The following is a 26,044-nucleotide window of genomic DNA, read 5'->3' on the forward strand; positions in this document are numbered from 1 at the left end:
GCGCTAGGGGCGCGGGCGGCGCCGCTCGGGTGCCGGTGGGACTTCCTTGGCGGCGACGACGGCGTCCAGCGCGATCACGACGTCGGCCTGCCGCGTCCGGACAGTACAGTCGCGGGCGTCGCAGGAGACCAGGTGTCCCAGGGCATCGGTCAGGCCGCCGTCGATCCGGTAACGCACCACCACGCGTGTTCCCGCAGGGGCGGAGGCAAGAAAACCGGCGGGGGAAGGGGCGGGCAGACTCACCACTTCATACTAGGCGCCCGGCTAGGTTCGCGGGAAAGGGCTGGGAGATAATAGGCTCAGATGTCAAGAGTCCGGCCAGAGCCGCCGGATGCATTATCCGGCGGGACGCCGGACCCAACGTGGAGAGGCCAGGGACGTGACGTACGTAATCGCGCAGCCGTGTGTGGATGTTAAGGACAAGGCGTGCATTGAAGAATGCCCGGTTGACTGCATCTATGAGGGTGAGCGTTCGCTGTACATCCATCCGGACGAGTGCGTCGATTGCGGCGCCTGCGAACCCGTATGCCCGGTGGAAGCCATCTACTACGAGGATGACACCCCGGACGAGTGGGCCGACTACTACAAGGCCAACGTGGAGTTCTTCGACGACCTCGGCTCGCCGGGCGGAGCGGCAAAGATCGGCAACACCGGCAAGGACCACCCGATGATTGCAGCGCTGCCCCCGCAGAACCAAGACCACTGACCGGACGGGCACAGTGACCGCAGCAGTGAATTCGTTTGGCCTGGACCTGCCCGACTACCCGTGGGAGGCCATGGCGCCGTACCTGGCGAAAGCCTCCGAGCACCCGGACGGGGCCGTCAACCTTTCCATCGGTACGCCCGTGGACCCCACGCCGGCGTTGATCCAGGACGCCCTGAAGGCGGCTGCTGACGCCCCCGGCTACCCCACGGTGCACGGTACGCCGGCGCTTCGGGAAGCCATTGCCGGCTGGTTCGCCCGCCGCCGCGGCGTCCCCGGCCTGGACCCCCGCAACATCATGCCAACGGTGGGCTCGAAGGAACTGGTGGCCTGGCTGCCGCTGCTCCTCGGACTGAAGCCGGGCGACGTCGTCGTCCGCCCCAAGGTGGCCTACCCGACGTACGACATCGGCGCAACGCTCGCCGGTGTCACCTCCGTGGCCACGGACAACCTGGACGAACTCGACGACGCCACCCGCTCGCGCGTACGGCTCATCTGGGTCAATTCACCGGGCAATCCCACCGGCAGCGTCCGGGACGCGGCGTCGCTCAAGGAGTTGGTGGACCAGGCGCGGGAGCTCGGCGCCGTCGTGGCATCGGACGAGTGCTACGCGGAGCTGGGCTGGGGAGCGTGGGACGTCCAGCGCGGCGGCCAGCCCGTTCCCAGCATCCTGGACCCGCGTGTGGCCCGCGGATCGCACCAGGGACTGCTGGCCGTCTACTCGCTGAGCAAGCAGTCGAACGTCGCCGGCTACCGTGCTGCGTTCGTCGCCGGCGACCCGGACCTGATGCCCAACCTGGTCAACAGCCGCAAGCACGCCGGAATGATCGTGCCCTACCCGATCCAGGAAGCCATGCGGGTGGCGCTCGGCGATGACGCCCACGTGGAGGTGCAGAAGGACCTGTACCGGGGCCGCAGGGAGCGGCTGGTGCCGGCGCTGCTGGACTTCGGCCTGGAAATCAAGGACTCCGACGCCGGCCTGTACCTGTGGTCGACGGCGCGGGAGGACACCTGGGACACCGTGGCGCGCCTCGCCGACCGCGGCATCGTGGTGGGTCCCGGCGTCTTCTACGGTGAGGCGGGGAACGGGTACATCCGTGTCGCCCTTACCGGAACGGACGAGCGGATCGACGCGGCCGTCGCCAGGCTCACCGGCGTGCAGGGCCGGTAACAAACGTGTGACTCGCACCACATCGGGGGCATTTTAGGCCCTTTGGGACCGGCGCGGATTAGTGACACCCGCCAAGGAGCGGTAACTTTTTAACTGATCAATGGTGGCTTTCTACAAGAAGGCAGCCCGGGTGTTGGAACCTGTCTCCTCAGGTGCAGTGCGCGGCTCACCTGATGTTGGATCAAGCTTTCGACAGAGGCCAAAGGCGCCTCATGAAGGGGACTCCATGACTGAGACCAACAATGCTGCGACCCTGCTCCATGCAGGTGGCGAGCTGAAGCTCCCGCGCATCCAGGTTGTTGAAGGGAACGAAGGTTACGACGTCTCCAAGCTGCTGAAGCAGACCGGAGCCGTGACGTTCGACCCCGGCTTCATGAACACTGCAGCAACCACCTCGGCAATCACCTACATCGACGGTGATGCGGGCATCCTGCGCTACCGCGGGTACCCCATCGAGCAGCTGGCGCAGCACTCCAGCTTCCTTGAGGTGTCCTACCTGCTGATCTACGGCAACCTGCCCACGCCCACCGAGCTGGACGAGTTCGACCAGAAGATCCGCCGCCACACCCTGCTCCACGAGGAGCTCAAGGGCTTCTTCGGCGGTTTCCCGCGCGACGCGCACCCCATGCCGGTGCTGTCCTCCGCCGTGTCCGCGCTGTCCACGTTCTACCAGGACTCGCTGGACCCGTTCAACGCCGAGCAGGTGGAGGTTTCCACCATCCGCCTGATGGCCAAGCTGCCGGTCATCGCCGCGTACGCGCACAAGAAGTCCATTGGCCAGCCCATGCTGTACCCGGACAACTCCATGAACCTGGTGGAGAACTTCCTGCGCCTCAGCTTCGGCCTTCCCGCCGAGCAGTACGAGCTCGACCCGGTCATCGTCAAGGCGCTGGACCTGCTGCTGATCCTGCACGCGGACCACGAGCAGAACTGCTCCACCTCCACGGTGCGCCTGGTGGGCTCCTCCAACGCCAACCTCTTCGCCTCCGTCTCGGCCGGCATCAACGCCCTGTTCGGTCCAGCCCACGGCGGTGCCAACGAGGCCGTGCTGAAGATGCTGCGCCAGATCCAGGCAGAGGGCCTCAAGCCCGAGGACTACATGGAGAAGGTCAAGAACAAGGAAGACGGCGTCCGCCTCATGGGCTTCGGGCACCGCGTCTACAAGAACTACGATCCGCGCGCCAAGATCGTCAAGGCCACGGCCCACGAGATCCTCAGCAAGCTCGGCGGCAACGACGAACTGCTGGACATCGCCCTCCGCCTGGAAGAGAAGGCACTGAATGATGACTACTTCATCCAGCGCAAGCTCTACCCGAACGTGGACTTCTACACCGGCCTGATCTACAAGGCCATGGGCTTCCCGGAAAAGATGTTCACCGTGCTGTTCGCCATCGGCCGCCTCCCGGGCTGGATTGCCCAGTGGCGCGAAATGATCAGCGACCCCAACACCAAGATCGGCCGCCCGCGCCAGCTGTACATCGGCGAGCCGGAACGGGATTACCCCGCCCGCTAAACCGCGGAGTCAAGCGACAAGCATTACGACGACGGCCGCCCACCTTCACCGGTGGGCGGCCGTTCCGCTTTAATCGCCGGGGTGGCCGGGGTCAGGAAGAGTAGCCCTGCGGGTTGTTCTTCTGCCAGCGCCAGTGGTCCTCGCACATCTGGTCCACCGTCTTGGTGGTGGACCAGCCAAGGTCGGCCAGCGCCGACGCGGCATCGGCCCAGAAAGCGGGCAGGTCGCCGGCGCGGCGTTCGGTGATCTCGTACGGGATGGGCTTGCCCACGGCCTTTTCGAAGGAGCGCAGGACCTCCAGGACGGAAGAGCCCTTTCCGGAGCCGAGATTCCACCGGAACACTCCGGCACGGCCCGCAACGTAGTCCAGTGCCGCGACGTGCCCGCCGGCCAGGTCCTCCACGTGGATGTAGTCACGCAGGCAGGTGCCGTCCGGGGTGTCGTAATCGCCGCCGAAGACCATTAGTTTCTCGCGGCGGCCCACAGCCACCTGCGCGATGAACGGGACAAGGTTGTTGGGAATGCCCTGCGGATCCTCACCGATGCGGCCCGACGGGTGTGCGCCCACCGGGTTGAAGTAGCGCAGGAGTGCTATGTGCCACCGGGGATCGGCGTTCCCGAGGTCGGAGAGGATGTCCTCAATCTGCTCCTTGGTGCGCCCGTAGGGGTTGTTGGCCCCGATTTCCATCTTTTCCACATAGGGGATCGGGTTGTGCTCGCCGTACACGGTGGCCGAGGAACTGAAGACGATGGAACGCACATCATGGCGGTCCATGACGCGGATCAGGTTCAGCGTGCCCACCAGGTTGTTGTAGTAATACTTCAGCGGCTCGCGGACCGATTCGCCAACGGCTTTCAGCCCGGCGAAGTGGATGACGGCGTCGATCGACGCGCCGGCGAACACTTCCTCCACGGCGGCTTCATCAACCAGGTCCACCTTGTGGAACTCGGCTGCCTTCCCGCTGAGCTCAGCCACGCGGCGCAGGGACTCCTCGCTGGAATTGACCAGGTTGTCGATGACGACCACATCATGGCCGGCTTCCTGCAGGGAAAGGACAGTATGGGAACCGATGTAGCCGGTGCCCCCCGTAACCAGAATTTTCATGCCTCAACGCTATCCCACCGGGACCGGACCTGCCGCCGCATTCCGGATGCCGGGCAAGCCCGCCATGCTGCGGTTGGGAGGTAGAGGTATGAGCACAGCTGTGCTAAATAATGGGAGTGCCCAAAATTGTTGACCCGGATGCCCGCCGCCGCGAAGTTGTTGATGCCGTCCTCCGGATCATCGCCGTCGACGGCCTGGAGCGGGCCTCGCTGCGGGAAGTGGCGGACGAAGCCGGGCTCGCCGTCGGGTCCGTCAGGCACTACTTCGCCGGCAGCGAGGAACTGCTCACGTTTACCTTCGCCAGCGTGGTGGACCGCATTGCCGCCCGGATGGAGGACTCCCTCCCGGCCGTTGAAGCAGCCGCCCCGGGGAGCCCGGCCCGGCGGGCGGCCGTTTTAACCCTGCTGGGAGGAGTGCTGCCGCTGGACGAGGAACGGGCAGTGGAAGCCTGCGCCTGGATGGCGTTCAGGAATGCCGCCCGGATCCGGCCGTTCCTTTCGGCCGAGGCGGACCGCAGCCACCGACAGGTGGCCGCCGCCGCCGGCCGCGTGGTGGCGGCCCTGATGCCGGAAGAACCACAGGAGACCCTGGTGCTCGAAGCCGAGCGCCTCCTGGCCACCCTTGACGGCCTGTGCATGCACGCGCTGCTCCAGCCGGCGTGGATGACGGCGGACATGTGCACCGGCGTGCTGGAACGCCACCTTGACGGACTGGGACGCTGACGGGCGTTAACCTGTGCGGTCAGCGGGAATAGACTGTGAAGCGGGGCGCCTGGCGGACGGGGCAGGCCGCTCCGGCAGGGGAGTACGCCAGGAAGGACTTCGGATGCAGCAGGCAAGCGGTTCACGGTGGCAGATCACCACGGACACCTCCGGGCCCATGATGATTGCGCTGTATGTCCGCGATACAGCGGGGCTGGACGGTGCGGGCCATCCCGTCCTCTCACACGCCAAGCCCAAGGTGCGTCCCGCGGACCACAGCCACCTCACCGCAGACGTCGGCGGACTGGGTGCTTTGAAGACCGAATGGGAGGCCTGGTGGTCCCAGCTGGTCAAGGCGTACCCGCACACCTCGCCCGAACTGACGCCACCGGACTTTGAAGCATTCGGGAATTCGCCGGCGCTCCAGCGCGTGCTCCAGGCGCACTTCGGTTCCGCGTTGACCTGGGCGCGGGAACGCCGGAGCGAATATGCCGAGCTGGAGGCAGAACGCGTGGCCAACGGCGTGGACCACCTGCTGACTGACATGGTGGACGACCGCCTGATGGAAGTGGGCCGTGACTCCCGCGACTTCACCCTGACCATCATTGAACTGCCGCTCAACGAACACAGGGCCTGGTACCTGGAACCGGACAAGATCATCATGAGCCAGCAGCTGATGGGTGAACCCGATCTGTTCCGCAGCTACGTGCAGCCCGTGGTGGAAATCCTGGTCTGAGTGCCGCGCAGGCCCGGGCCGGGGCCCCGCCGGCCGGTCAGGCGCCGGAAACCTGCGCCATCGTAATGCGCACCTGCCCCACGGCAGATGCTGATTCCTGCCAGGAGCCGTCTTCCCGGTCCCAGCTGCGCCCCGCCACGTCCACGCGGACAACGTCCAGGCCCTTGGCGTTGGCCACCGCCCATTGCGCCACCGACCACGCCGCGGCGCCTTCCGCCTCGACCACTACGGACCCGCCGTCGTCGGTGGCGGCCAGCGACCCGTAGGCCCGGCCGAGTTCGGCAAGGACCGCCGCGGGGTCTCCGTCGCCGTGGGCCGAACGCAGGGTGCACTGTACCGCTGCGGCCGCCTGGCCGGTCAGCCCCGAGGCGAAGGACCGTCCCAGGTCCTCGTGTTTGGCATAGGCGGTGGGGTACGCCGAGCGCTGCACCCGCTGGGCGGCGTCGGTGATGTCCAAGGACTCGTAGCCCGGCACCTTCACCAGCGCATCGTAGAACGCGTTGACGGCGTAGTAGGGATCCATAATCTGGGCTTCCGTTCCCCATCCCTGCGACGGCCGCTGCTGGAACAGTCCGCGGGAGTCCGGGCCCGCGTTGTCCCCGTGGGCGATGTTCCGCAGCTTCGATTCCTGCATGGCCGTGGCCAGTGCGATGCTTGCCGCCCGGGGTGGCAGGCCGCGCTGGACGGCGACGGCGGTGATCAGCGATGCGAAGCCCGCCTGGTCGGGAGCCAGTTCGGCCCTGCGATCGCCCACAACTGCCGTGCAGCGCTCTGAGACCAGGGTTTCGGAGCGCTGCACGAAGAACACCGCAGAATAGATGCCGCCGGCTGCCAGGACAAGCACCAGCAGCAGGATGGCGAGCCGGCGCAAACCGCGTCTGCGTGCCACGGGAGGATCAGTTGGCGTGCAGGGCGTCGTTCAGTTCCACGGTTTGGCCCTTGCGCGGCAGTGCTTCCACGGCACCGGTGGTGGAGTTGCGGCGGAACAGCAGGTTGGCAACGCCGGACAGTTCAGCGGCCTTGACGATCTTGGTGGTGTCCTCGCCAACTTCGTCCTTCGGGCCGGGCACCCGGACCCGGGTGCCGGCGGTGACGTAGAGGCCCGCCTCCACCACGGAGTCGTCCCCAATGCTGATGCCGACGCCGGAGTTGGCACCGAGCAGGACACGCTCGCCAATGGTGATCTTCTCCTTGCCGCCGCCGGAGAGGGTGCCCATGATGGAGGCTCCGCCGCCGACGTCGCTGCCGTCACCGGTGACGACGCCTGCCGAGATACGGCCTTCAACCATGGAGGTGCCCAGGGTTCCGGCGTTGAAGTTCACGAAGCCTTCGTGCATCACCGTGGTGCCTGCGGCGAGGTGGGCACCGAGGCGGACGCGGTCGGCGTCGGCAATCCTGACTCCGGCCGGGACAACGTAGTCCACCATGCGCGGGAACTTGTCGATGCCGTACACCGTGACCGGGCCGCGGCGGCGCAGCCGGGCGCGGGTGAGTTCGAAGCCTTCCACGGCGGCGGGGCCGAAGTTGGTCCAGACAACGTTGGGAAGCTTCGCGAAGATGCCGTCCAGGTTGATGGTGTTGGGGCGGACCAGGCGGTGCGAGAGCAGGTGGAGCCGGAGGTAGGCATCGGCCGTGTCAGCCGGTGCCTCGTCCAGGTTGATCTGGGCGAAGACCACCTTCTGTTCGGTGCCGCGGTCCTCGTCGGCGCCGGTTTCCGCGATCCGGACGAGGGCCTCGTCGGCGTGCTCCACCGAGCGCAGGTCCTCAGCGGCGACACCGAGGGCGGGGGCGGGGTACCACACGTCCAGCACGGTGGCCTCGCCGTTAATGGTGGCGATGGTGGCAACGCCGAAGCCGAAGGCGGAGCGGTCATCAGGGGTTGCGTTCAAGGTTTCGGGCACAGCGGAAGAAGCGGTCTCAGTCATGTGCTTCAGTGTATCGAGGGGCGGCCTCCGGGTTCGAACTAGACTGGCTTCGTGACTGCCGAACCCACCCCCCGCACTTCCGTATCCGCCCTGGACCTCCGACAGGACGTCGCGCTGCTGACCGCAGCCCTGATGGACATCAACAGCGTGTCGGGCAACGAGAAGGAACTTGCCGACGCCGTGGAAGCGGCACTGGCGGGCGTTCCCCAGCTGACGATTGTCAGGGACGGCGATTCCATCATCGCCCGCACGGAGCTGGGGAAGGCCGAACGCGTCATCCTCGCCGGGCACCTCGATACCGTTCCCTTGCCGCTGACGGAGGGGTCGAAGGGCACCGTGCCGTCCACCTGGGAATCCGGTGTGCCGGGGGAAGGCGTGCTGTACGGCCGCGGCGCCACTGACATGAAGGGCGGGGTCGCTGTCCAGCTGGCCCTCGCTGCCACGATGTTCGACGACGGCACCCAGCCACAGCGCGACGTCACCTTCGTCTTTTACGACCAGGAGGAAGTCGAGGCCGTCAAGAGCGGGCTGGGGCGCCTGGTCCGTAACCACGGCCACCTGCTGGACGGCGACTTCGCCATCCTGCTGGAACCGACCAACGGCACCGTGGAGGGCGGGTGCAATGGCACGAGCAGGTTCGAGGCCACCACCGTCGGCGAGTCTGCCCACTCGGCACGGGCATGGATGGGCAGCAACGCCATCCACGCGGCGGCCCCGATCCTGGCCCGGCTGGCCGCCTACGAACCACAGACCATTAACGTTGACGGCCTCGATTACCGCGAAAGCCTGAACGCCGTGAAGATCAACGGCGGAACGGCCGGCAACGTCATTCCGGACCGGTGCGTGGTGGAGATCAACTACCGTTTTGCGCCGGACAAGTCACCGGATGAGGCCGAAGCCGTGGTCCGGGACCTGCTCAAGGGCTTCGACGTGGTCCGCACCGATGCAGCCGCCGGGGCCCGGCCGGGACTGAACCACCCGGCCGCCGCGTCCTTCGTTGCCGCCGTGGGTGCCGAGCCCAAGCCCAAATACGGGTGGACCGACGTCGCGCGTTTCAGCGAGCTGGGAATCCCGGCCGTTAACTTCGGTCCGGGGGACGCGCTGCTGGCCCACAAGGACAACGAACACGTCCACGCCGACGCCGTGCGGGAATGCCTGAGGGCACTGCGGAGCTGGCTCCAGGGCTGAACGGCGGCGCACGCAAACAGCGGTCTTAAACACCCGAGGCCCGGATCAATGGATCCGGGCCTCAGGTGTTGGCGGTCGGCGTGTCTAGGGAGCCCCCGCCTCCACCGTGGCGGGCTCGGCCTTGGCCGTACCGCCGGCTGCCTTCTTGGAGCCGCGGCGCTCGATCCACACTGCCAGCCGGGACACGGCGATGTTGATGGCAATGTAAATCGCTGCTGCGACGAAGAACACGGGGAACAGGTACGCGTTGCCCAGGAAGTCCGCCATCACCTGAACGGCGCGCAGCAGTTCGCCATAAGCCACGATGTAGCCGAGGGAGGTGTCCTTCAGGAGCACCACCATCTGCGCAACCAGCGACGGCATCATGCGGCGGATGGCCTGGGGCAGTTCGATCAGCATCCGGGAACGGTAGCTGGTCAGGCCGATGGCCAGGCCGGCTTCGCGCTGGCCTTTCGGCAGGGACTGGATGCCGGCGCGGATGATCTCGGCGAAAACCGCGGCGTTGTACAGCACCAGGCCCGTGACGACGGCGATGAACGGCGAGGTGCCGAAGCCCAGCAGGACGAACAGCATCATCAGGACCACTGGCATGCCGCGGAGGAATTCCAGGACGACGCGGACGGGTATCCGGATGATGGGGGAGTCGGCAATCCTCAGCAGGCACAGTGCAAGCCCCAGCGGGAAGGCGATCACCGCGGACAGCGCCGCGGCGCTGAGGGTGGCGCCGAGGCCGTTGCCCAGGAGCCGCCACACATCCGTGCGGGTGAAGATCTGCCAGCGCCGGCTCTCGAAGATGCCCTGCTGGGCGAGGACCATGATGATCCAGGCCAGCAGGCCCAGGATCAGCAGCGAACCAATGACGGAGCCGATCAGGGAAATCCGGCGCGCCTTGGGCCCGGGAACGTCGTAGAGGACTGAGCTCATCGGGCAATCGCCACCTTTCGTTCCACCGTGCTGGCAAGGATGCCCAGCGGAACGGTGAGGAGCAGATAGAAGAACGCGGTGCCGAGCAACACGGTGATCACGGCGTCACCATTGGCGTTGGCCAGCTGGCGGCCGTAGCCGAACAGTTCAAGGACAAAGAAGGCGCCGGCCACGGAGGAGTTCTTCACCAGGGCGATCAGGATGTTGATCAACGGCGGAATCACGGTCCGCAGCGCCTGCGGCAGGATGATGAGGGAGAGTACCTGGCCGAACCCCATGCCGATGCTTCGGGCGGCCTCGGCCTGGCCCACGGGAACGCTGTTGACACCGGAGCGGACAGCTTCGGCGATGAACGCCGCGGTGTACGTGCTGAGGGCGATGATCGCGGCGATCTCGAACTGCTCGAACTTGACCCCAAGGCGGGGGAGCACGATGGCCGCGAAGAAGAAGGCGATGGTCAGCGGGGTGTTCCGGAGAACCTCCACGTAGACCATGCTGAAGCCGCGCAGGGCTGCCACCGGCGAAACCCTGGCTGCGGCGAGCAGGGTACCGAGCACCAGGGCGATGACCCCGGATACGGCGGACAGGAAGAGGGTGCGGAGAAAACCTTCCCAATACAAGGGGAGGTTTTCAATGATGACGTCCATAGGATCCTTCGGCTCTTGGAGTGGACGGAAGGGGAGGCGGGCCGCTGCCGGGACCGGTGTACCCGGTCCCGGCAGCGGACGAGCGGCCTAGTAGCGGTCGATCGTGGGCAGGTCCGGGGCGGTCTTGATGACCGAACCGGCAGTGGCCTCCCAGGCCTTCTTGTAGGAGCCGTCCTCCTGGAAGGACTCAAGCTGGTCGTTGATCCAGTTGCGGAACTGGGTGTCGTCCTTCTTCAGGCCGATGCCGTAGGGCTCCTTGGTGAACGTCTCGTCCGAGGCCAGCTTGAAGGCGTCGGGTTCCTTGTCCACGAAACCGGCCAGGATCACGTTGTCCGTGGTCACTGCTTCAACCTGCTTGTTGCGCAGCGGCTCCAGGCAGGCGGAATAAGTGGCGGCGGGAACCAGTTCGGCGCCGTACTTGTCCACGATGGTGGCAGCCGGGGTGGAGCCCGTGACGGAGCAGACCTTCTTGCCCTTGACGTCTTCGGGCTTCTTGATGGTGTCGTTGTCCTTGTTCACCATCAGGGCCTGGCCGGCCTCGTAGTACGGCCCGGCGAAGCTGACGACCTGCTTGCGCTTGTCGTTGATGGTGTAGGTGGCGATCACCAGGTCAACCTTGCCCTGCTCGATGAAGGGCTCGCGGTTGGCGGAAACGGTCTCGGACCATTCGATCTTGTCAGCGGAGATGCCCAGCTTGGCGGCGATCAGCTTGCCGATTTCAACGTCGAAACCGACGGGCTTGCCGTCCAGGCCCACCTGGCCGAAGAGCGGCTGGTCGAACTTGGTGCCGATCTTGATGGTGCCGGCGGAGGAAAGCTTCTCCATGGTGGTGCCGGCCGCGAACGTGGGCTTCTCCACCGGGCTGGGGTTGGTGCCGCCGGCGTCGCCGCCGCCGCAGGCGCTCAGGGACAGGGCCAAGGCAGCGGTCGCCGCCACAACAAATGACTTCCGCCTGGTCAAAAATGCCTTCATGACATTCCTTTCATTGATGGCCGCGGATCACGGCCTGGGTGCGAACTCGGAGTGTTTGTTCGAAAGGGGAATCAGTGGGTGAGGAGCTTGGAAAGGAAATCCTTGGCACGGTCGCTCTTGGGGTTCGTGAAGAATTCCTCCGGCGTGGCGTCCTCGACGATCTGGCCGTCCGCCATGAAGACCACCCGGTCAGCGGCCTTGCGGGCAAAGCCCATCTCGTGGGTGACCACGATCATGGTCATGCCCTCCTTGGCCAGCTGGACCATCACGTCCAGGACCTCGTTGATCATTTCGGGGTCCAGTGCGGAGGTGGGCTCGTCGAACAGCATCACCTTGGGCTTCATGGCCAGCGCCCGCGCGATGGCAACACGCTGCTGCTGGCCGCCCGAGAGCTGCGCCGGAAGCTTGGGAGCCTGGTGGCCAACGCCCACCCGCTCCAGCAGGGCCATCGCTTCCTTGTCCGCGGTGGCTTTGTTGACGCCCTTGACCTTGATGGGGCCAAGGGTCACGTTTTCCAGGATGGTCTTGTGCGCAAAGAGGTTGAATGACTGGAAGACCATTCCGACGTCGGCACGGAGCTGGGCGAGTTCCTTGCCTTCTTCGGGCAGGACCTTTCCGTCGATGCTGATGGAGCCGTCCTCGATGGTTTCGAGGCGGTTGATGGCGCGGCAGAGGGTGGACTTACCGGAGCCCGACGGCCCGATGACCACGACAACCTCGCCCTTGCGGACCTGCAGGTTGATGTCCTTCAAAACGTGCAGCTGGCCGTAATGCTTATTTACGGCGTTCAGGGAGACGAGGGCATCGCCGGGCACATGAGTAGTCATAGGAAGAATCTAGCGAAGAACAGCAGGATATGACGCGAATCACCGCATGTTCCTGCACATCGTGATTCAAGAGATACCTGCCGTGGCCGGCCCGGGTGTCGGGTTAGCCTTGGGGGATGAGCATCAGTGCAGATCCGGCCAGGAATTCCCAGCCGCGCCGTAAAGGTCCCCTTGAACTTCGCCGCAAACAGGCCGCCGTGGAAATGTCGGACCAGCATCTGCTCGACACCAAGGGCCCCGGCCAGTTCGTCCACACCGACCCCTGGCGGGTCCTGCGGATCCAGAGCGAGTTCGTGGAAGGCTTCGGTGCCCTCGCGGACATCGGCAAGGCCGTCAGCGTCTTCGGCTCCGCCCGCACCAAGCCCGGCAGCGTCTACTACGAAATGGGCGTCGACGTGGGCCGCAAGCTGGCCGAAGCAGGCGTGGCTGTCATCACCGGCGGCGGCCCGGGCTCCATGGAGGCTGCCAACCGCGGCACCGTGGAAGGGAACGGCGTCTCGGTGGGGCTGGGCATCGAACTTCCGTTCGAGCAGGGCCTGAACCAGTGGGTGGACCTGGGCATCAACTTCCGCTACTTCTTTGCCCGCAAGACCATGTTCGTGAAGTACGCCCAGGGCTTTATCGTCCTCCCCGGCGGCCTGGGCACCCTCGATGAGCTCTTCGAGGCCATGGTCCTGGTGCAGACCAGGAAGGTGACGTCGTTCCCGATCGTCCTGCTCGGCGTTGACTTCTGGGGACCGATGATCGACTGGATCAAGGGGACCCTGGTGGCCGAGGGGATGGTCTCCGAGAAGGACCTGGACCTGATCCAGGTGGTGGACGATCCCGCCGAAGCTGTTGAGCGGGTGCTCCGCGCCGGCCCCGTTCCGCCGCTGAACGGCGAGCAGCGCCCGGAGTAGCAGCCGTCCGGCGCCGGCGTTCTGGCACGATGGGACAGTGAGCTTTTTTCTCGTATTCCTCGCCATCGTGCTGGTCGGGGCGGTCCTGTGGGCCAGCCTGGGGCTGCGCCCGCGGCGGAACGGCCGGCAGCCGCTGCCGGCCGTGCTGGACGGCGGATTTGAACAGCCGCCCGCCAACCTTCCGCCGGTGCTGCTGCCCGCGGCCGCCACGCCCGGGGACGTCGACAAGGTGAGGTTTTCCCTGGGCCTGCGCGGTTACCGCATGGACCAGGTGGACCAGGTGCTCGACGACCTCCGGGACCAGCTCGCCGCGGCCCGCGCGGAAGCTGACAGGCTGCGGGCCCGGATCCGCGACCTCGAAAAGGGCGCCGGAAGCGGTGCCGGGGAGCCGGAATTGCCCGACGGCGGGACCCCGCCGTCCGGTCCGGACGGCCAGTGAGCACGGTGGACAGCCGCCGGACGGACCTCGGCGCCACGCTGCAGTCGACAGTTGCCCGGACCGGTGAGGCCCTGCGGCGCTGGCCATGGTGGGCCCAGGTGTCCGGCATCTACGTGGCGGCCAGGCTGGTCAGCGCGTTCATCTTCATGGCCGCCGCGTTGCACCAGGGCCCCAACCCGTGGTTCCCGGCCAAGCCCGATTACTGGAACTTCATCAACATCTGGGACGCCCGCTGGTACGGCGAGGTCATTGCCAATGGATACCCGTCCGTCCTCCCGACGGATGCCCTGGGCAACGTCCAGGAGAACGCCTGGGCGTTCTACCCGCTCTATCCGGCCCTGGCAGGAGGCCTCACGGGGCTGACCGGGATCCACCCCGCGGCATCGCTGACGATCGTTGCCATGCTGGCCGGCTGGGCGGCAGCGCTGGCCGTGTACCCGCTGTTCCGCCGGAAGGCCGCCCACGGGACGTCCCTGTGGGGTGTTGCCTTCTTTGCGACCTTCCCGGTCTCGGCAGTGCTGCAGGTGCCCTACGCCGAGCCGCTCTCCCTGCTGCTGCTGGCACTGGCCCTGCTGCTGGTGGTGCGCCGCCGGTACCTGTGGGCCCTGCCCGTGACCGTGCTCCTGTGCCTGTCCCGTCCCGTCGGTGTGCCTTTCGCGGCGATGCTGGGGATCCTGTTCCTGGTCCGGCTGCTGGCGAGGCTGCGGGAAGGACGTGGGACGGAACCGGACTCCGGGACCTCACCACCCGGGGAACTGCTCCGCCTGGCGGCGCTGACCGCCGTCACGGGCCTGGCTGCCCTGGCGTGGCCGGCGGCCGCCTGGGCCGCCACCGGCGACATCCGGGCCTACACCAAGACGGAGACGGTCTGGCGGGGGCATGACCTGGTGCCGTTCAAGCCCTGGTTCGATACCGGCGTCGACCTTTTCGGACCGGTCCTGGGCGTGGTGGCGCCGTTCGTCTTTGTGGCGCTGTTCGGCGCCATGCTGTACCTGCCCCCGGTGGTGCGCCTCGGCGTCGAACTCCGGCTGTGGTGCGCCTGCTACATGGGCTACCTGGTGGTCTTCCTGCATCCGCAAACCAGCACCTTCCGGATGCTGCTGCCCCTGTTCCCGCTGGCACTGGGCGCGGCGCTGCTGTCCAGGTCGAAGGCTTACCGCGGAACCGTGGTGACGATGTTCCTGCTGCTGCAGATCGTCTGGATCGTGTGGTTGTGGGCGTGGGCCCAGCTGCCCGGCGGTGGCGATTACCCGCCCTGATATTTGGTGCTTTCCTGCAGGTCAGGGCCGGAATTACGGTCCGCCGAAAATTTCCATCGATTAGCTACGTGCGGGTAATTACGGGATAATAGTCAGTAAGCAAGGACAAAAAGCATTAAGAATACGTGCAGCCTTGGCGGTGGAAAGCCCCTCCGTCATAGCGGCTTGATCGACATGCGGACACAGCCCGACCGGGCTGATCAGTCCTGGGACTAAATGGAGGGGAATTCCTCATGGCTGCTATGAAACCACGCACCGGCGACGGCCCAATGGAAGTCACCAAGGAGGGCCGCAGCCTGATCATGCGCGTCCCGCTCGAAGGCGGCGGGCGCCTCGTGGTCGAACTGAATGCTGCCGAGGCGGCAAACCTGAAGGAATGCCTGGTCGGCGTTACCGAATAATCGTGCCGGAACAGGGCCCGTGGCCTGCGGCCGCGGGCCCTGTTCCGTATCCGGCTGCTACTTCTTGACGGCCACCAGCAGCCCGTCACCGGTGGGCAGCATCGCCGAAGCCAGCCTGTCGTCGTCGCGGATTGCCTTGCCCACCTGGCGCAGGGTCACCGTAGTGGCTTCCCGCCCCGCCGGGTTGGCCACCTTGTCCTTGTCCAGGGCGTCATTGATGATCAGCAGCCCCGAACGCTTCAGCAGCCGGATGGCCTGCTCCACGTAGCCCGGAAGCCCGGGCTTGTCCGCGTCGATGAAGACGAGGTCGTACGCGTTGTCCGTCAGGCGCGGCAGCACGTCGCCGGCGCGGCCGGAGATGGTGCGGGTGCGGTTGGCGGGGCTGCCCGCCTCGGCGTAGGCCTCGCGCGCCGCCTTGAGGTGCTCCACGTCCACGTCGATGGTGGTCAGCACGGCCTGCGGGCCCAGCCCGCGCAGCAGGCAGACGCCGGACACGCCGGCGCCGGTACCGATTTCGACGGCGGTCTGGGCCTTGGATGCGGCTGCCAGCACCGTCAGGACGGCGCCGACTCCGGGTCCGATGGGCGTGACGCCGAGTTCGAAGGAGCGCTCCCGGGCCCGAAGCATGACCTCATCCTCAGCGGGCAGATCTTCTGCATAGGACCAGCTGATGGACTTGTCGGCGCTCATGGATATTCGCTTTCTGGGCGGAAGGGGGATTGTCCTTTACAGCCTACTGGGTCCGGGCGCAACAGCAGGGCAACGGGGCGGTTGCGCCTACGGCATAACTTCCCGGCAGTCAGGAAATTCCCAGCCAAGTTTGAAATGATAATTATCCGCTCATCCAAAAGATGACCGGCGCCGAATCAGAGATGTCAACAGTATCCGGGCGTTAGCATTCCACGAGGGGAGTGGACGATGTCATCTTCAGTTGTGGCACCTGTCCCTGCAGCAAATCATCCCAAAACCGATTGGGTCCGTCCCACCTGGGAAGAAGTGGTCACCAACCACTCGGCCAAAGTGTACCGGCTGGCGTACCGCCTGACCGGCAACCGGTTCGACGCCGAGGACCTCACCCAGGAGGTGTTTGTCCGCGTCTTCCGCTCGCTGGAGAACTTCAAGCCCGGAACGCTGGACGGCTGGCTGCACCGCATCACCACCAACCTCTTCCTGGACCAGGCGCGCCGCAAGACCCGCATCCGCTTTGACGCACTGGCCGAGGACGCTGAGTCCCGCCTGCCGGGCCGTGAGCCCGGTCCCGAGCAAAGCTTTGAGCTGAACAACCTTGACCTGGACGTCCAGGCGGCCCTGGAGGAACTGCCGCCGGACTTCCGCGCCGCCGTCGTCCTGTGCGACCTGGAAGGCCTGTCCTACGACGAGGTGGCGGAGGCGCTGGGCGTCAAGCTGGGCACCGTACGCTCGCGCATCCACCGGGGCCGAACCATGCTCCGGGAGAAGCTTGCCCACCGGGACCCCCGGCCGCAGCACGCGCGCCGGAAGCTGTCCATGCCGCGCATTGCCCGCATTCTCTGATCGGCGCATGAAGTCCCCTTTTCCCGCCGGCGGCAAACATCCGCGCACTTCCGGGCACCTTTCCTACTGCCCGGAGTGCGTTTTGGCGGTGCGCCGGGAACGGCAGTACCTGCAACGCCTCCGGGATGCCCCGATCCCTCCGGCCAGCGATGACCTGACCGCCCGGCTCCTGGCACAGACGTCTGAGCTGGCGGCACGGCCCTTACCCTCAGCGCCGTCCGCCACGGTGCCGCGGACCGCCGCCCGGGTCCTGGCCATGACCGCCGGCGGGACAGTAGCGGCGGCCGGTGTCCTCGCCGTGGGCGCCTTCGCCGCAGCGGGAGATCCGCTGGCAGCACCGCCGGTGACGACGACGGCGCTCTCGCAGGTGTCGGCCCACACGCCAGCCGACGGCCGCGCACTCACCACCGAGCAGATCGGCAGCCTGCGCCAGGAAGGATGGGCATGCCCGGTCCTGGAATCCATGGGCTTCCACCTCGAATCGGCCCGCGCCGTGGTGCGCGGCGGGCAGCCGGCCGTTGAACTGCGGCTCAGCGACGGCGACCACTATGCCAAGGTGGTCGAACAGCACGCTGCCAGCACGGCCGCCACTCTCCAGCCGGCGGGCCGGCAAGCGGGGCAGCAGGCCGCGGCGCCCCAGGATTCCGCCCCTCCCTGGACTGCCACCTACACAGCCGGCGGACGGACGTTTTCCTTCGAATCGGACCTCCCGGCCGAACAGGCGGACGACGCCGGGCCCATCCTCCAGCGCGTCGGCAGCCTGTCCGCAGAGGGCGTCTCAGCCGGGGTCGAGCACCCCGGACAGGGCCCGGGGGAAGAGCCGCTGGGCAGCCGGCTGCAGCGCGGCATCAACAAGATCGTGGCGACATTTACCCGGTAGTCCAGGCTGGTTCCGCCCCCGCCGGGCGCGAATCGTCACCTGCAGCCCGGAGAGGGTAATCTTCCTAAAGTGTTTGGAATCAACGGCCCGGAGTTCTTCCTCCTGCTGATCATTGGCGTCCTGGTGATCGGCCCGCAGAGGCTGCCCGAATATACCCAGAAGCTCGCCAACCTGGTGAAGGAAGTCCGGCGTATGGCGTCCGGCGCCCGCGAGCAGATCAAGGAAGAAGTGGGCATCGACATCGATGATGTCGACTGGAAGAAGTACGATCCGCGGCAGTACGATCCCCGGCGCATCATCAAGGAAGCCCTGCTCGACGACGACACCAAACCGGTCAGCGCCGGCGCTCCCGCAGCCGTGGCTGCCGTGTCCGGTGCGGCCGCCGTGGCCGCGGCTCCGGAATCAGCGCCCGCCCGGCCCGAACGCGTGGTCCAGTCCCTGCCGCCCGGCGAGCCTGCGCCGTTCGACACCGAGGCCACCTGAGCCGGAACCCGGGGCTGCCCGGGACGGCAGGTCAGCGGGGCTGCAGGCCCAGCTTCATGCCCGCAAGGCCGCGCGGCTGCGTGGCGAGGCGGGTGGCGATGCCCGACAGGGCAGCGGCAGCGGCCGTCTCCGGCTGACCGACGACCACAGGGGCTCCCGCGTCTCCGCCTTCGCGCAGCTTAATATCCAGCGGAATCTGACCCAGCAGCGGAACGTCGGCACCCACGCTCGCCGACAACCGTTCGGTGAGCACCGCTCCGCCGCCGCTGCCGAACAGCTCCATCCTCCCGCCGTCGGGCATGTCCAGGTAGGACATGTTTTCGATGACGCCGGCCACCTTCTGGCCCGTCTGGGTTGCGATGGCACCGGCGCGTTCAGCGACGTCGGCCGCGGCCGTCTGCGGGGTGGTCACCACCAGGATCTCGGCCTTGGGCAGCAGTTGGGCCACGGAGATGGCGATGTCCCCGGTGCCCGGGGGCAGGTCGAGGAACAGGACGTCCAGGTCACCGAAGTAGACGTCCGTCAGGAACTGTTCAAGGGCGCGGTGCAGCATGGGACCCCGCCATGCCACGGGCTGGTTGCCGCTGACGAACATGCCGATGGAAATGACCTTCACCCCGTAGGCCACCGGCGGCAGGATCATGTCGTCCACACGCGTGGGCGCCTGGCTGATGCCCATCAGCGCCGGCACGGAAAACCCATAGACGTCCGCGTCCACGATGCCTACCCGCAGCCCCTGCGCTGCCAGGGCAGTGGCCAGGTTGACGGTGACTGAGGACTTCCCCACGCCGCCCTTCCCGCTGGCCACGGCATAGACCTTGGTGAGGGAGCCGGGCTGGTTGAAGGGGATGCCGCGCTGCCCGCCGGGGCCGCGGAGTTTCTCCTTCAGGGCATCCCGCTGGGCCTGGTTCATGACGTTCAGGCGGACGTCCACGCCCGTCACGCCGTCCACTGCGGCCAGGGCCTTTTCCGCGTCCGCGGTGATGGTGTCCCGCAACGGGCAGCCGGCGATGGTCAGCAGGACCGCGAGGCTGACCCTGCCGTCGTCCGAGACGTGCACGGAGTCCACCATGCCCAGCTCCGTGATCGGCCGCCGGAGTTCGGGGTCGATGACCGTGGCGAGGGCAGCGTTGACGGCCTGGTGCAGGGGGGAAGTGCTGGGTGTTGCTGTGTCCATGAAGGGCGTTTACCGGTCCTGGGTGGAATGGCCGGGCTTGACCCGGGGAATTTGCTGGGTACGGGGGTTGCGCTGCCGCTCCCGCTGCTCGCGCAGTTTTTCCTTGACCTTGTCCCGCGGCGATTCGTGGTTGCCGGGGCCGGAGTCCTCGTGGGTGCGCAGTTCCTCCTGTGCCTCAAGCATGTCTTCGAGGAGGGAACGCAGCTCGGCCCTGACGTAGTCACGGGTGGCAACTTCACGCAGCGCGATGCGCAGCGAGGCGAGTTCCCGGGTCAGGTATTCGGTGTCGGACAGGTTCCGTTCGGCACGCTGCCGGTCCTGCTGCAGCGACACACGGTCCCGGTCGTCCTGCCGGTTCTGCGCGAGCAGCAGCAGGGGCGCAGCGTAGGAGGCCTGCAGGGACAGCATCAGCGTCAGCAGGGTGAAGCCAAGGTCGCGGGAGTCGAACTGCCAGTCCAGCGGAGCCCAGGTGTTCCAGCCCAGCCAGAAGATGCAGAAGATGGTCATGTAGACCAGGAACTGCGGCGTTCCCATGAACCGGGCGAAGGCCTCGGTGGCGTGGCCGAAAGCGTCCGGATCCGGGCGGAAAGTCGGCAGGATCCGCTGGCGGCCGCTGAGCGGTGTGTCCAGGCTGCCTTTTGATTCCGCTTTGGCCGGGTTCCTCTGGTTGGGGTTCTTCGGGGAACTGATGTCAGCCAATGCGGCCACCGAGCTTTCTTATCGGGGCTTCGCCATCGTGGGCGCGCCAGTCGTCCGGCAACAAATGATCCAATACGTCATCAACAGTCACCGCCCCCACAAGCCGGCCGGCGTCGTTGACCACCGGGAGGGAGTTCAGGTTGTAGGTGGCCAGCGTCCGGGCCACTTCGCTGATGTGCGCCTGGTCGGACAGCGGCTCGAGGTTCTTGTCCACCATGTTCCCGAGCGCCTCGAAGGGCGGGAAGCGCAGCAGCTGCTGGATGTGCACCACGCCCAGGAAACGGCCGGTGGGGGTTTCCAGCGGAGGCCTGGCGATGAAGATCGACGACGCCAGCGCGGGGGAGAGCTCCTCGCGCCGGACGTGGGCGAGGGCCTCGGCGACCGTAGCTTCGGGAGGCAGGATGACCGGCACGGGCGTCATGAGGCCGCCGGCGGTGTCTTCGTCGTATTCGAGCAGGCGGCGGACGTCCTCGGCGCCTTCGGGTTCCATCAGCTGGAGCAGCTCCTCAGCCTGCGCGGAGGGAAGCTCCCCCAGGAGGTCGGCGGCGTCGTCAGGGTCCATCTCTTCCAGGACGTCGGCGGCGCGCTGGATGTCCAGTGCGGAGAGGATCTCCACCTGGTCGTCCTCAGGAAGTTCCTGCAGCACGTCGGCCAGCCGCTCGTCCTGGAGTTCGCTGGCCACCTCGAAGCGGCGTTTGTCGCTCATTTCCTGGAGTGCCTCGGCGAAGTCCGCCGGTTTGAGGTCCTCGTGGTTGGCCACGAACTGGGTTGCAGCCTGGGGCTCGGTGCGGGCACCCTGCTGTGCATCGGCCCAGTCGATGATCAGCGTTTCGTTGCGGCGCAGCCTGCTCAGCGGGGACAGCGAATGGCCGCGGCGGACAAAGAGCTTGCTGACGAACCAGTCGCGGGACCGGTGCTGGTCCATGGCGATGTCCTCGATCGTGGCGTCGCCGCTGCCGTCACGGAGCGTCACACGCCGGTCGAACATCTCGGCCACCACCAGCGTTTCCGCGCCGCGCTGTTCGAACCTGCGCAGGTTCACCAGGCCGGTGCAGATGATCTGTGTCTGGTCGATGGAGGTGATGCGGGTCATGGGGACGAACACGCGCTTCTTGCCCGGAACCTCCACCACGATGCCCACCACGTGGGGCGCTCCCTGGGTGCCGCGGGAGAGCACAACAACGTCACGCAACCGGCCCAGCCGGTCACCCAGGGGGTCGAAGACGTCGAGACCCAGCAGGCGCGCCACGAAGACACGGGTAGGTGTTGTGCTCACTTGTACAGGCTACCGAGTCTGCTCACTTTTAGCTGAATTTACAGGCAGCACACAAGCTCATGGGCAAGAATGGGGTTATGGCAAACATTTTTGGTGCTCCCAAGACAGGTGGCCCCAACGGCCTGGACGAAGCCAGGGCCGTTCCCACCGGCGACACCGTCGGTTCCTACACTTCCTACCTGGATGCCCAGAAGGCGGTGGACTACCTCGCGGACCAGCAGTTTCCGGTGCAGATGGTCTCCATCGTGGGCAATGAGCTGAAGATGGTGGAACGGGTCACCGGGCGCCTGAGCTACCCCCGGGTGGCGCTGTCCGGAGCGCTCAGCGGCATGTGGTTTGGCCTGTTCGTCGGCGTGATGCTGTCCTTCTTTGCGCCGTCGCCCGGATACTTTTCCATCCTCACCTCCGTGCTGATGGGTGCCGCGTTCTTCATGCTCTTCGGCATCGTCACCTACGCCATGCAGCGGGGCAAGAGGGACTTCACCTCCACCAGCCAGGTGGTTGCCACCAACTACGACGTCATCGTGGCGCCGGAGGCTTCGCAGGAGGCCCGCCGGCTGCTCCAGCACCTGCCCATGTCACGTTCCGACGCCGCGGGCGGAAGCGTCCAGCACGGCTACAACAACCAGCCGTACCAGCAGAACCAGCCGTACAACCAGCCCTACAACCAGCAGGGTCCGGCCCGCCCCTCCGGCTGGAACGATCCCTACGGCCAGTCCGGAGCGCAGGACGGCAGCTACCAGGGGCATGGACAGCAGGACGGCGGACGGCAGGGGCAGCCTGACGACGGCGGCCAGCACCAGCAGCCCTCCGCGCCGCCGCGCTCGGTCCGCTACCCGGACCTCCCCGACGGCCGCCCCCAGTATGGCGTCAGGATCCCGCAGGCCACCGATGCCGGCCACGGCGCGGAGCACGGACACGCACCACAGCACCGCAGTGATGCGCCGCCCGCCGACGGCCACGGCGCGGACGGCCAGGGTGCTGACGGACACGGCGCTGACACCGGTCCGCAGCGGCCGTCAGAACCGCAGCGTTAAGGCTCGACCGTAAACAGCAAAGCGGTGCCGCCGGAATGATTCCGGCGGCACCGCTTTGCGTTATTCCTGTTGTTCCCGGGCCGGGAAGGTATCAGTTCCGGTCACCGTCGGCTTCGCGGTAGATGCCTGCCATCCAGTCCTCGACGTCCTCTGCCCGGCGGGGGAGCGCAGCGCTGAGGTTGACCGGGCCGTCGGCGGTCATCAGGATGTCGTCTTCAATCCGGACCCCGATGCCCCGGTATTCCTCGGGGATGGCGAGGTCCTCTTCTTTGAAGTAGAGGCCCGGCTCGATGGTGAAGACCATGCCTTCGGTCAGGATGCCGTCGAGGTAGAGTTCACGTTTCGCCTGGGCGCAGTCGTGGACATCGAGCCCGAGGTGGTGGCTGGTGCCGTGGGGCATCCACCGGCGGTGCTGCTGGCCTTCGGGGCTGACCGCTTCCTCAACACTGACCGGCAGGAGCCCCCACTCGGCCAGGCGCTCGGCAAGGACCGTGGTGGCTGCTGTATGGATGTCGCGGAATTTGGTCCCCGGCCGGGCGGCGGCGAAGCCGGCGTCGGCGGCGTCGAGCACCGCCTGGTAGACCTTGCGCTGGACATCGCTGAAGGTGCCGTTGACCGGGATGGTGCGCGTGATGTCCGCGGTGTACAGCGAGTCGGCCTCGACCCCCGCGTCCAGGAGCAGCAGGTCGCCCGAGTGGACCTTGCCGGTGTTCCGGGTCCAGTGCAGCACGGTGGCGTTGTTGCCGGAGGCGGCGATGGTGTCGTAGCCCAGTTCATTGCCCACCTCGCGGGCACGCGCAAAGAACGCACCTTCCACGACCCGCTCGCCGCGTGCATGCGTCATGGCCCGCGGCAGTGCCTTGACCACTTCCTCGAAGCCTTCCACCGTTGCTTCCACGGCGAGCTTCATCTGCCCGATTTCCCACTCGTCCTTGAGCAGGCGCAGCTCGGAGAGTGCTTCGCTGAGTTTCTCGTCCAGGGCATCCAGGACCCCCAGGTCAAGGTTTTCCGGGTCCCTCGCGGTATTGTACCGCGCGGTGTCCACCAGGGCGTCGATGTTCTCATCCACCTTGCGGACCAGCCGGATGGAGATGCCGCCGATCTCCGGGGCACCCACGTTCTTGGTGATGGCCGTTTCGAGTTCGTCGATGTGTGCGGTGGGCAGGCCCAGCCGGGCCTCGAACTCGGCGAGCGTGGGCCGGGCTCCGATCCAGAATTCCCCGGACCGGGAATCGGCGTAGAACTGTTCGGTGTCCCTGCCGGCCAGGGGACGGAAGTAGAGCGTGGCAGCGTGGTTCCCGCCGTCGTCGCCCTTTCCCTCGGCAACGGGCTCCAGGATGAGCACGGCGTCGGGCTCGTGGTCCAGGCCGAGGCCGGTCAGGTGGGCAAAGCCGGAGTGCGGGCGGAACCGGTAGTCGCAGTCATTGGAGCGGACCTTCAGGGGGCCAGCAGGGATGACCAGGCGTTCGCCCTTGAACTGGGCAGAAATGGCCTTGCGCCGGTTCGCGGCGTGGCCGGCAACGGCGTCACGGCCGGGGAGTTCCTGGCTGGACGGTGCCCAGTTGCTGGCCATGAAGGCCTTGAAGGCATCGGAACTGGGCCGCTGCGAGCGGCTGTTGACGCGCTCCTCCAGCGGCTGGGAAGCAGAGGTGGGGGTGTTTTCGGCATCGTTCACGGGACCATCGTCTCACCAGCATCCCGGCTGCGCGAACAGGCTCCGGTCCCGGAGGGGCAGGGTCAACTAGTCTGTACAGGTGAGGATCGATTTGCACGCCCACTCCAATGTCTCCGACGGCACGGAGAAACCCGCCGACGTCATGGCCTCGGCCGCCCGCGCACACCTTGACGTGGTGGCACTGACTGACCACGACTCCACGGACGGGTGGGCGGAGGCCTCGGCCGCGGCCGGACGGACCGGGGTGGCGCTGGTACCCGGCATGGAGGTGTCCTGCCGGACCTCCGAGGGCATCAGCGTGCACCTGCTCAGCTACCTGCACGATCCCGCGCACCCTGGGCTGCTGGAGGAAATCACCAAGGCCAAGCAGGCCCGCCAGACCCGGGCAGAGCGGATGGTCACCCTCCTGGCCGAGGATTACCCCCTGACTTGGGACGACGTCATCCACCACGTTGCCCCCGGGGCCACGCTGGGCCGCCCCCATATTGCCGACGCGCTGGTGGCGGCAGGCGTCGTGGAGGACCGTTCAGAGGCGTTCGCCTCCATCCTGACGTCCCGGTCGCGGTACTTCATTCCGCACTACGCACCCCACCCGGCTGTCGCCGTCGAACTTATCCGGGCGGCCGGCGGCGTTCCGGTCTTCGCCCATCCTGTGGCGTCGTCGCGGGGCCGGATCGTGGGGGAGCGCACCTACCGTGACATGATCGACGCCGGGTTGGCCGGACTGGAGATCGAGCACCGGGACAATCCGGAGGAGGGACGCGACTTCCTCCGCCGGCTTGCTGCGGACAACGGGCTGCTGGTCACCGGCTCCTCGGACTACCACGGCACCGGCAAACCGAACCTGCTGGGCGAGAACCTGACCGCACCGGAGGTGCTGGCGCGGATCGAGGACCTGGGGACCGGGACCGCCGTCGTCCGCCCCTGACCTTCCCCCCCAAGCAGGTAGCGTCAAGTGCCGTTTTGGAAGGTCAAAACGGCAGTTCGTGCGACCTAGTTGGGCTGGTGGGACGCCAGGGTGGCGTGCGCACCCAGGCGCTTGAGCATGATGTCGATGGCCGGCTGGTTCTGGTCCACGCAGACGAACTTCCGGCCCAGCTTCGCGGCCACCGCGCCAAGGGTGCCTGAGCCGGCAAAGAAGTCCAGGCACCAGTCGCCGGGTCGGCTCGAAGCTGCCACCACGCGGCGGACCAGGCCTTCCGGCTTCTGCGTGGGGTAGCCGGTTTTCTCCTTGCCCGTGGGCGAAACGATGGTGTGCCACCAGACATCCGTGGGCAGCTTGCCCAGTTCCCGCTTGGCCGGGGTCACCAGTCCGGGCGCCATGTAGGGTTCCCGGTCCACCTCGGCGTTGTCGAAGTGGTACTTGGCCGGGTTCTTGACGTAGACGAGGATGTTGTCGTGCTTCGTGGGCCAGCGGTTCCTGGCGCGGGCGCCGTAGTCGTAGGCCCAGATGATCTCGTTGAGGAAGCACTCACGGCCAAAGATGGCGTCCAGCATCACCTTGGCGTAGTGCACCTCGCGGTAGTCCAGGTGCAGGTAGAGCGTGCCGTCGTCGGCCAGCAGCCGCCACGCCTCCACCAGGCGCGGCTCCAGGAAGGACCAGTAGTCGCTGAAGGCGTCGTCGTAGCGGTGCAGCGCACCCTTGATGGTGTCGTAGGAGCGGCCCTTGAAACCCACCCGGTCCCCGCTGCCGCCGGCGTTGGCCACCATCCTGGTTTCCTGGCGCAGCTGCGGCCGGCCCGTGTTGAAGGGCGGGTCCACATAAATCAGTGTGAAGGCGCCGTCCGGCAGCGTGGGGAGGTATTCCGCGTTGTCCGCGTGCACCACCAGGTTGCTGCCGTCCGGCGCCCAAACAGTGTCAGTCATCTGCGGCA

The 26,044-nt window shown here is 66.7% G+C and carries 29 protein-coding genes; 15 read left to right on the top strand and 14 right to left on the bottom strand.

Annotation, left to right across the window (positions count from 1 at the left end; translation table 11 throughout):
- Nucleotides 1–3: 3 nt before the first annotated feature.
- Nucleotides 4–243, bottom strand: coding sequence for a putative acetyltransferase (locus AS031_RS03000; protein ID WP_074446911.1), 240 nt, complete (start codon nt 241–243; stop codon nt 4–6).
- 136 nt (nt 244–379) lie between these two features.
- On the opposite strand from AS031_RS03000, the gene fdxA reads away from it, so the two are divergent.
- The 3 genes from fdxA to AS031_RS03015 all read left to right on the top strand — a co-directional run bounded on the left by fdxA (nt 380) and on the right by AS031_RS03015 (nt 3,387).
- Entirely contained in the window at nt 380–706 is a 327-nt protein-coding gene (gene fdxA, locus AS031_RS03005; protein ID WP_009356972.1) for a ferredoxin, read from the top strand.
- A 13-nt stretch (nt 707–719) separates the two neighbouring features.
- Complete coding sequence (dapC, locus tag AS031_RS03010) at nt 720–1,874, top strand: succinyldiaminopimelate transaminase (RefSeq protein WP_058266622.1); 1,155 nt, start codon at nt 720–722, stop codon at nt 1,872–1,874.
- A gap of 226 nt (nt 1,875–2,100) precedes the next feature.
- On the top strand, nt 2,101–3,387 hold the full coding sequence (locus AS031_RS03015; RefSeq protein WP_058266623.1) for a citrate synthase: 1,287 nt from the start codon (nt 2,101–2,103) through the stop codon (nt 3,385–3,387).
- A 91-nt stretch (nt 3,388–3,478) separates the two neighbouring features.
- Here AS031_RS03015 and galE read toward each other — a convergent pair whose 3' ends face one another.
- Nucleotides 3,479–4,492: a UDP-glucose 4-epimerase GalE gene (galE, locus tag AS031_RS03020; protein ID WP_058266624.1), complete on the bottom strand. Its 1,014-nt coding sequence runs from the start codon at nt 4,490–4,492 to the stop codon at nt 3,479–3,481.
- A 116-nt stretch (nt 4,493–4,608) separates the two neighbouring features.
- Here galE and AS031_RS03025 point away from each other — a divergent pair, with 116 nt between their 5' ends.
- Both AS031_RS03025 and AS031_RS03030 read left to right on the top strand, forming a co-directional pair.
- Nucleotides 4,609–5,214: a TetR/AcrR family transcriptional regulator gene (locus AS031_RS03025; protein ID WP_058266625.1), complete on the top strand. Its 606-nt coding sequence runs from the start codon at nt 4,609–4,611 to the stop codon at nt 5,212–5,214.
- 103 nt (nt 5,215–5,317) lie between these two features.
- Nucleotides 5,318–5,929, top strand: a complete 612-nt coding sequence (locus tag AS031_RS03030) for a hypothetical protein (protein ID WP_058266626.1) — start codon at nt 5,318–5,320, stop codon at nt 5,927–5,929.
- Between the two features lie 37 nt (nt 5,930–5,966).
- On the opposite strand, the gene AS031_RS03035 is transcribed toward AS031_RS03030, so the two are convergent.
- Together AS031_RS03035 and dapD are read right to left on the bottom strand one after the other, a co-directional pair.
- Nucleotides 5,967–6,818, bottom strand: coding sequence for a transglycosylase SLT domain-containing protein (locus AS031_RS03035; RefSeq protein WP_058266627.1), 852 nt, complete (start codon nt 6,816–6,818; stop codon nt 5,967–5,969).
- A 7-nt stretch (nt 6,819–6,825) separates the two neighbouring features.
- The gene (gene dapD / locus AS031_RS03040; protein WP_058266628.1) at nt 6,826–7,854 is read right to left on the bottom strand and encodes a 2,3,4,5-tetrahydropyridine-2,6-dicarboxylate N-succinyltransferase; all 1,029 of its coding nucleotides are present in this window, start codon (nt 7,852–7,854) and stop codon (nt 6,826–6,828) included.
- 51 nt (nt 7,855–7,905) lie between these two features.
- On the opposite strand from dapD, the gene dapE reads away from it, so the two are divergent.
- Nucleotides 7,906–9,042 carry a succinyl-diaminopimelate desuccinylase gene (gene dapE, locus AS031_RS03045; protein WP_058266629.1) on the top strand — a complete coding sequence of 379 codons (1,137 nt, stop codon included), beginning with the start codon at nt 7,906–7,908 and terminating at the stop codon, nt 9,040–9,042.
- An 84-nt stretch (nt 9,043–9,126) separates the two neighbouring features.
- Here dapE and AS031_RS03050 read toward each other — a convergent pair whose 3' ends face one another.
- The 4 genes from AS031_RS03050 to AS031_RS03065 form a co-directional block, all read right to left on the bottom strand.
- A complete protein-coding gene (locus AS031_RS03050; protein ID WP_058266630.1) occupies nt 9,127–9,966 on the bottom strand; it encodes an amino acid ABC transporter permease in 840 nt (279 codons plus the stop codon).
- Entirely contained in the window at nt 9,963–10,613 is a 651-nt protein-coding gene (locus tag AS031_RS03055; RefSeq protein WP_058266631.1) for an amino acid ABC transporter permease, read from the bottom strand. The genes AS031_RS03050 and AS031_RS03055 overlap by 4 nt, the downstream gene beginning before the upstream one ends.
- Before the next feature lie 87 nt (nt 10,614–10,700).
- Nucleotides 10,701–11,585 (bottom strand): glutamate ABC transporter substrate-binding protein, encoded by an 885-nt coding sequence (locus AS031_RS03060; RefSeq protein ID WP_058266632.1) that lies wholly within the window; start codon nt 11,583–11,585, stop codon nt 10,701–10,703.
- A 71-nt stretch (nt 11,586–11,656) separates the two neighbouring features.
- Entirely contained in the window at nt 11,657–12,412 is a 756-nt protein-coding gene (locus AS031_RS03065) for an amino acid ABC transporter ATP-binding protein (protein WP_058266633.1), read from the bottom strand.
- 116 nt (nt 12,413–12,528) lie between these two features.
- Here AS031_RS03065 and AS031_RS03070 point away from each other — a divergent pair, with 116 nt between their 5' ends.
- From AS031_RS03070 to AS031_RS19410, 4 genes are all read left to right on the top strand, one after another.
- A complete protein-coding gene (locus AS031_RS03070) occupies nt 12,529–13,311 on the top strand; it encodes an LOG family protein (RefSeq protein ID WP_058266634.1) in 783 nt (260 codons plus the stop codon).
- A 37-nt stretch (nt 13,312–13,348) separates the two neighbouring features.
- Nucleotides 13,349–13,750, top strand: a complete 402-nt coding sequence (locus tag AS031_RS03075) for a DivIVA domain-containing protein (protein WP_058266635.1) — start codon at nt 13,349–13,351, stop codon at nt 13,748–13,750.
- Nucleotides 13,747–15,009 carry a hypothetical protein gene (locus AS031_RS03080; protein ID WP_058266636.1) on the top strand — a complete coding sequence of 421 codons (1,263 nt, stop codon included), beginning with the start codon at nt 13,747–13,749 and terminating at the stop codon, nt 15,007–15,009. The genes AS031_RS03075 and AS031_RS03080 overlap by 4 nt, the downstream gene beginning before the upstream one ends.
- Before the next feature lie 233 nt (nt 15,010–15,242).
- Entirely contained in the window at nt 15,243–15,410 is a 168-nt protein-coding gene (locus AS031_RS19410; RefSeq protein ID WP_009357720.1) for a DUF3117 domain-containing protein, read from the top strand.
- A 57-nt stretch (nt 15,411–15,467) separates the two neighbouring features.
- On the opposite strand, the gene AS031_RS03085 is transcribed toward AS031_RS19410, so the two are convergent.
- Entirely contained in the window at nt 15,468–16,100 is a 633-nt protein-coding gene (locus tag AS031_RS03085) for an O-methyltransferase (RefSeq protein ID WP_058266637.1), read from the bottom strand.
- A gap of 228 nt (nt 16,101–16,328) precedes the next feature.
- Between AS031_RS03085 and sigE the strand changes: the two genes are divergently transcribed.
- The 3 genes from sigE (at nt 16,329) to AS031_RS03100 (ending at nt 18,306) form a co-directional block, all read left to right on the top strand.
- Nucleotides 16,329–16,943, top strand: coding sequence for an RNA polymerase sigma factor SigE (gene sigE / locus AS031_RS03090; protein WP_058266638.1), 615 nt, complete (start codon nt 16,329–16,331; stop codon nt 16,941–16,943).
- A 7-nt stretch (nt 16,944–16,950) separates the two neighbouring features.
- Entirely contained in the window at nt 16,951–17,823 is an 873-nt protein-coding gene (locus tag AS031_RS03095; protein WP_058266639.1) for a hypothetical protein, read from the top strand.
- 69 nt (nt 17,824–17,892) lie between these two features.
- A complete protein-coding gene (locus AS031_RS03100; protein WP_058266640.1) occupies nt 17,893–18,306 on the top strand; it encodes a twin-arginine translocase TatA/TatE family subunit in 414 nt (137 codons plus the stop codon).
- A gap of 31 nt (nt 18,307–18,337) precedes the next feature.
- Here AS031_RS03100 and AS031_RS03105 read toward each other — a convergent pair whose 3' ends face one another.
- From AS031_RS03105 to AS031_RS03115, 3 genes are read right to left on the bottom strand one after another with little or no spacing between them, the layout of a single operon-like run.
- The gene (locus tag AS031_RS03105) at nt 18,338–19,483 is read right to left on the bottom strand and encodes an Mrp/NBP35 family ATP-binding protein (RefSeq protein WP_058266641.1); all 1,146 of its coding nucleotides are present in this window, start codon (nt 19,481–19,483) and stop codon (nt 18,338–18,340) included.
- 9 nt (nt 19,484–19,492) lie between these two features.
- Nucleotides 19,493–20,191: a DUF1003 domain-containing protein gene (locus AS031_RS03110; protein WP_058266642.1), complete on the bottom strand. Its 699-nt coding sequence runs from the start codon at nt 20,189–20,191 to the stop codon at nt 19,493–19,495.
- Entirely contained in the window at nt 20,175–21,458 is a 1,284-nt protein-coding gene (locus AS031_RS03115; RefSeq protein WP_058266643.1) for a magnesium transporter MgtE N-terminal domain-containing protein, read from the bottom strand. Before AS031_RS03115 ends, AS031_RS03110 begins: the two co-directional genes overlap by 17 nt.
- A gap of 77 nt (nt 21,459–21,535) precedes the next feature.
- Between AS031_RS03115 and AS031_RS03120 the strand changes: the two genes are divergently transcribed.
- Nucleotides 21,536–22,495 (top strand): YflT domain-containing protein, encoded by a 960-nt coding sequence (locus AS031_RS03120; protein WP_058266644.1) that lies wholly within the window; start codon nt 21,536–21,538, stop codon nt 22,493–22,495.
- 91 nt (nt 22,496–22,586) lie between these two features.
- Here AS031_RS03120 and AS031_RS03125 read toward each other — a convergent pair whose 3' ends face one another.
- Nucleotides 22,587–24,170 (bottom strand): aminopeptidase P family protein, encoded by a 1,584-nt coding sequence (locus AS031_RS03125; protein ID WP_058266645.1) that lies wholly within the window; start codon nt 24,168–24,170, stop codon nt 22,587–22,589.
- A 79-nt stretch (nt 24,171–24,249) separates the two neighbouring features.
- Here AS031_RS03125 and AS031_RS03130 point away from each other — a divergent pair, with 79 nt between their 5' ends.
- Entirely contained in the window at nt 24,250–25,098 is an 849-nt protein-coding gene (locus tag AS031_RS03130) for a PHP domain-containing protein (protein WP_058266646.1), read from the top strand.
- Between the two features lie 65 nt (nt 25,099–25,163).
- Here the strand turns inward: AS031_RS03130 and AS031_RS03135 are convergent, their stop codons facing one another.
- Nucleotides 25,164–26,036: a DNA-methyltransferase gene (locus AS031_RS03135; RefSeq protein WP_058266647.1), complete on the bottom strand. Its 873-nt coding sequence runs from the start codon at nt 26,034–26,036 to the stop codon at nt 25,164–25,166.
- Nucleotides 26,037–26,044 lie beyond the last annotated feature (8 nt).

Source organism: Pseudarthrobacter enclensis (assembly GCF_001457025.1).
GTDB lineage: Bacteria > Actinomycetota > Actinomycetes > Actinomycetales > Micrococcaceae > Arthrobacter > Arthrobacter enclensis.

What these genes read in the sequence shown, in the direction of transcription:
- AS031_RS03015 (WP_058266623.1), top strand. Translation starts at nt 2,101, where the DNA reads ATGACTGAGACCAACAATGCTGCGACCCTGCTCCATGCAGGTGGCGAG.
- galE (WP_058266624.1), bottom strand. Translation starts at nt 4,492, where the DNA reads ATGAAAATTCTGGTTACGGGGGGCACCGGCTACATCGGTTCCCATACT.
- AS031_RS03030 (WP_058266626.1), top strand. Translation starts at nt 5,318, where the DNA reads ATGCAGCAGGCAAGCGGTTCACGGTGGCAGATCACCACGGACACCTCC.
- dapD (WP_058266628.1), bottom strand. Translation starts at nt 7,854, where the DNA reads ATGACTGAGACCGCTTCTTCCGCTGTGCCCGAAACCTTGAACGCAACC.
- AS031_RS03050 (WP_058266630.1), bottom strand. Translation starts at nt 9,966, where the DNA reads ATGAGCTCAGTCCTCTACGACGTTCCCGGGCCCAAGGCGCGCCGGATT.
- AS031_RS03055 (WP_058266631.1), bottom strand. Translation starts at nt 10,613, where the DNA reads ATGGACGTCATCATTGAAAACCTCCCCTTGTATTGGGAAGGTTTTCTC.
- AS031_RS03060 (WP_058266632.1), bottom strand. Translation starts at nt 11,585, where the DNA reads ATGAAGGCATTTTTGACCAGGCGGAAGTCATTTGTTGTGGCGGCGACC.
- AS031_RS03065 (WP_058266633.1), bottom strand. Translation starts at nt 12,412, where the DNA reads ATGACTACTCATGTGCCCGGCGATGCCCTCGTCTCCCTGAACGCCGTA.
- AS031_RS03070 (WP_058266634.1), top strand. Translation starts at nt 12,529, where the DNA reads ATGAGCATCAGTGCAGATCCGGCCAGGAATTCCCAGCCGCGCCGTAAA.
- AS031_RS19410 (WP_009357720.1), top strand. Translation starts at nt 15,243, where the DNA reads ATGGCTGCTATGAAACCACGCACCGGCGACGGCCCAATGGAAGTCACC.
- AS031_RS03085 (WP_058266637.1), bottom strand. Translation starts at nt 16,100, where the DNA reads ATGAGCGCCGACAAGTCCATCAGCTGGTCCTATGCAGAAGATCTGCCC.
- sigE (WP_058266638.1), top strand. Translation starts at nt 16,329, where the DNA reads ATGTCATCTTCAGTTGTGGCACCTGTCCCTGCAGCAAATCATCCCAAA.
- AS031_RS03095 (WP_058266639.1), top strand. Translation starts at nt 16,951, where the DNA reads ATGAAGTCCCCTTTTCCCGCCGGCGGCAAACATCCGCGCACTTCCGGG.
- AS031_RS03105 (WP_058266641.1), bottom strand. Translation starts at nt 19,483, where the DNA reads ATGGACACAGCAACACCCAGCACTTCCCCCCTGCACCAGGCCGTCAAC.
- AS031_RS03120 (WP_058266644.1), top strand. Translation starts at nt 21,536, where the DNA reads ATGGCAAACATTTTTGGTGCTCCCAAGACAGGTGGCCCCAACGGCCTG.
- AS031_RS03135 (WP_058266647.1), bottom strand. Translation starts at nt 26,036, where the DNA reads ATGACTGACACTGTTTGGGCGCCGGACGGCAGCAACCTGGTGGTGCAC.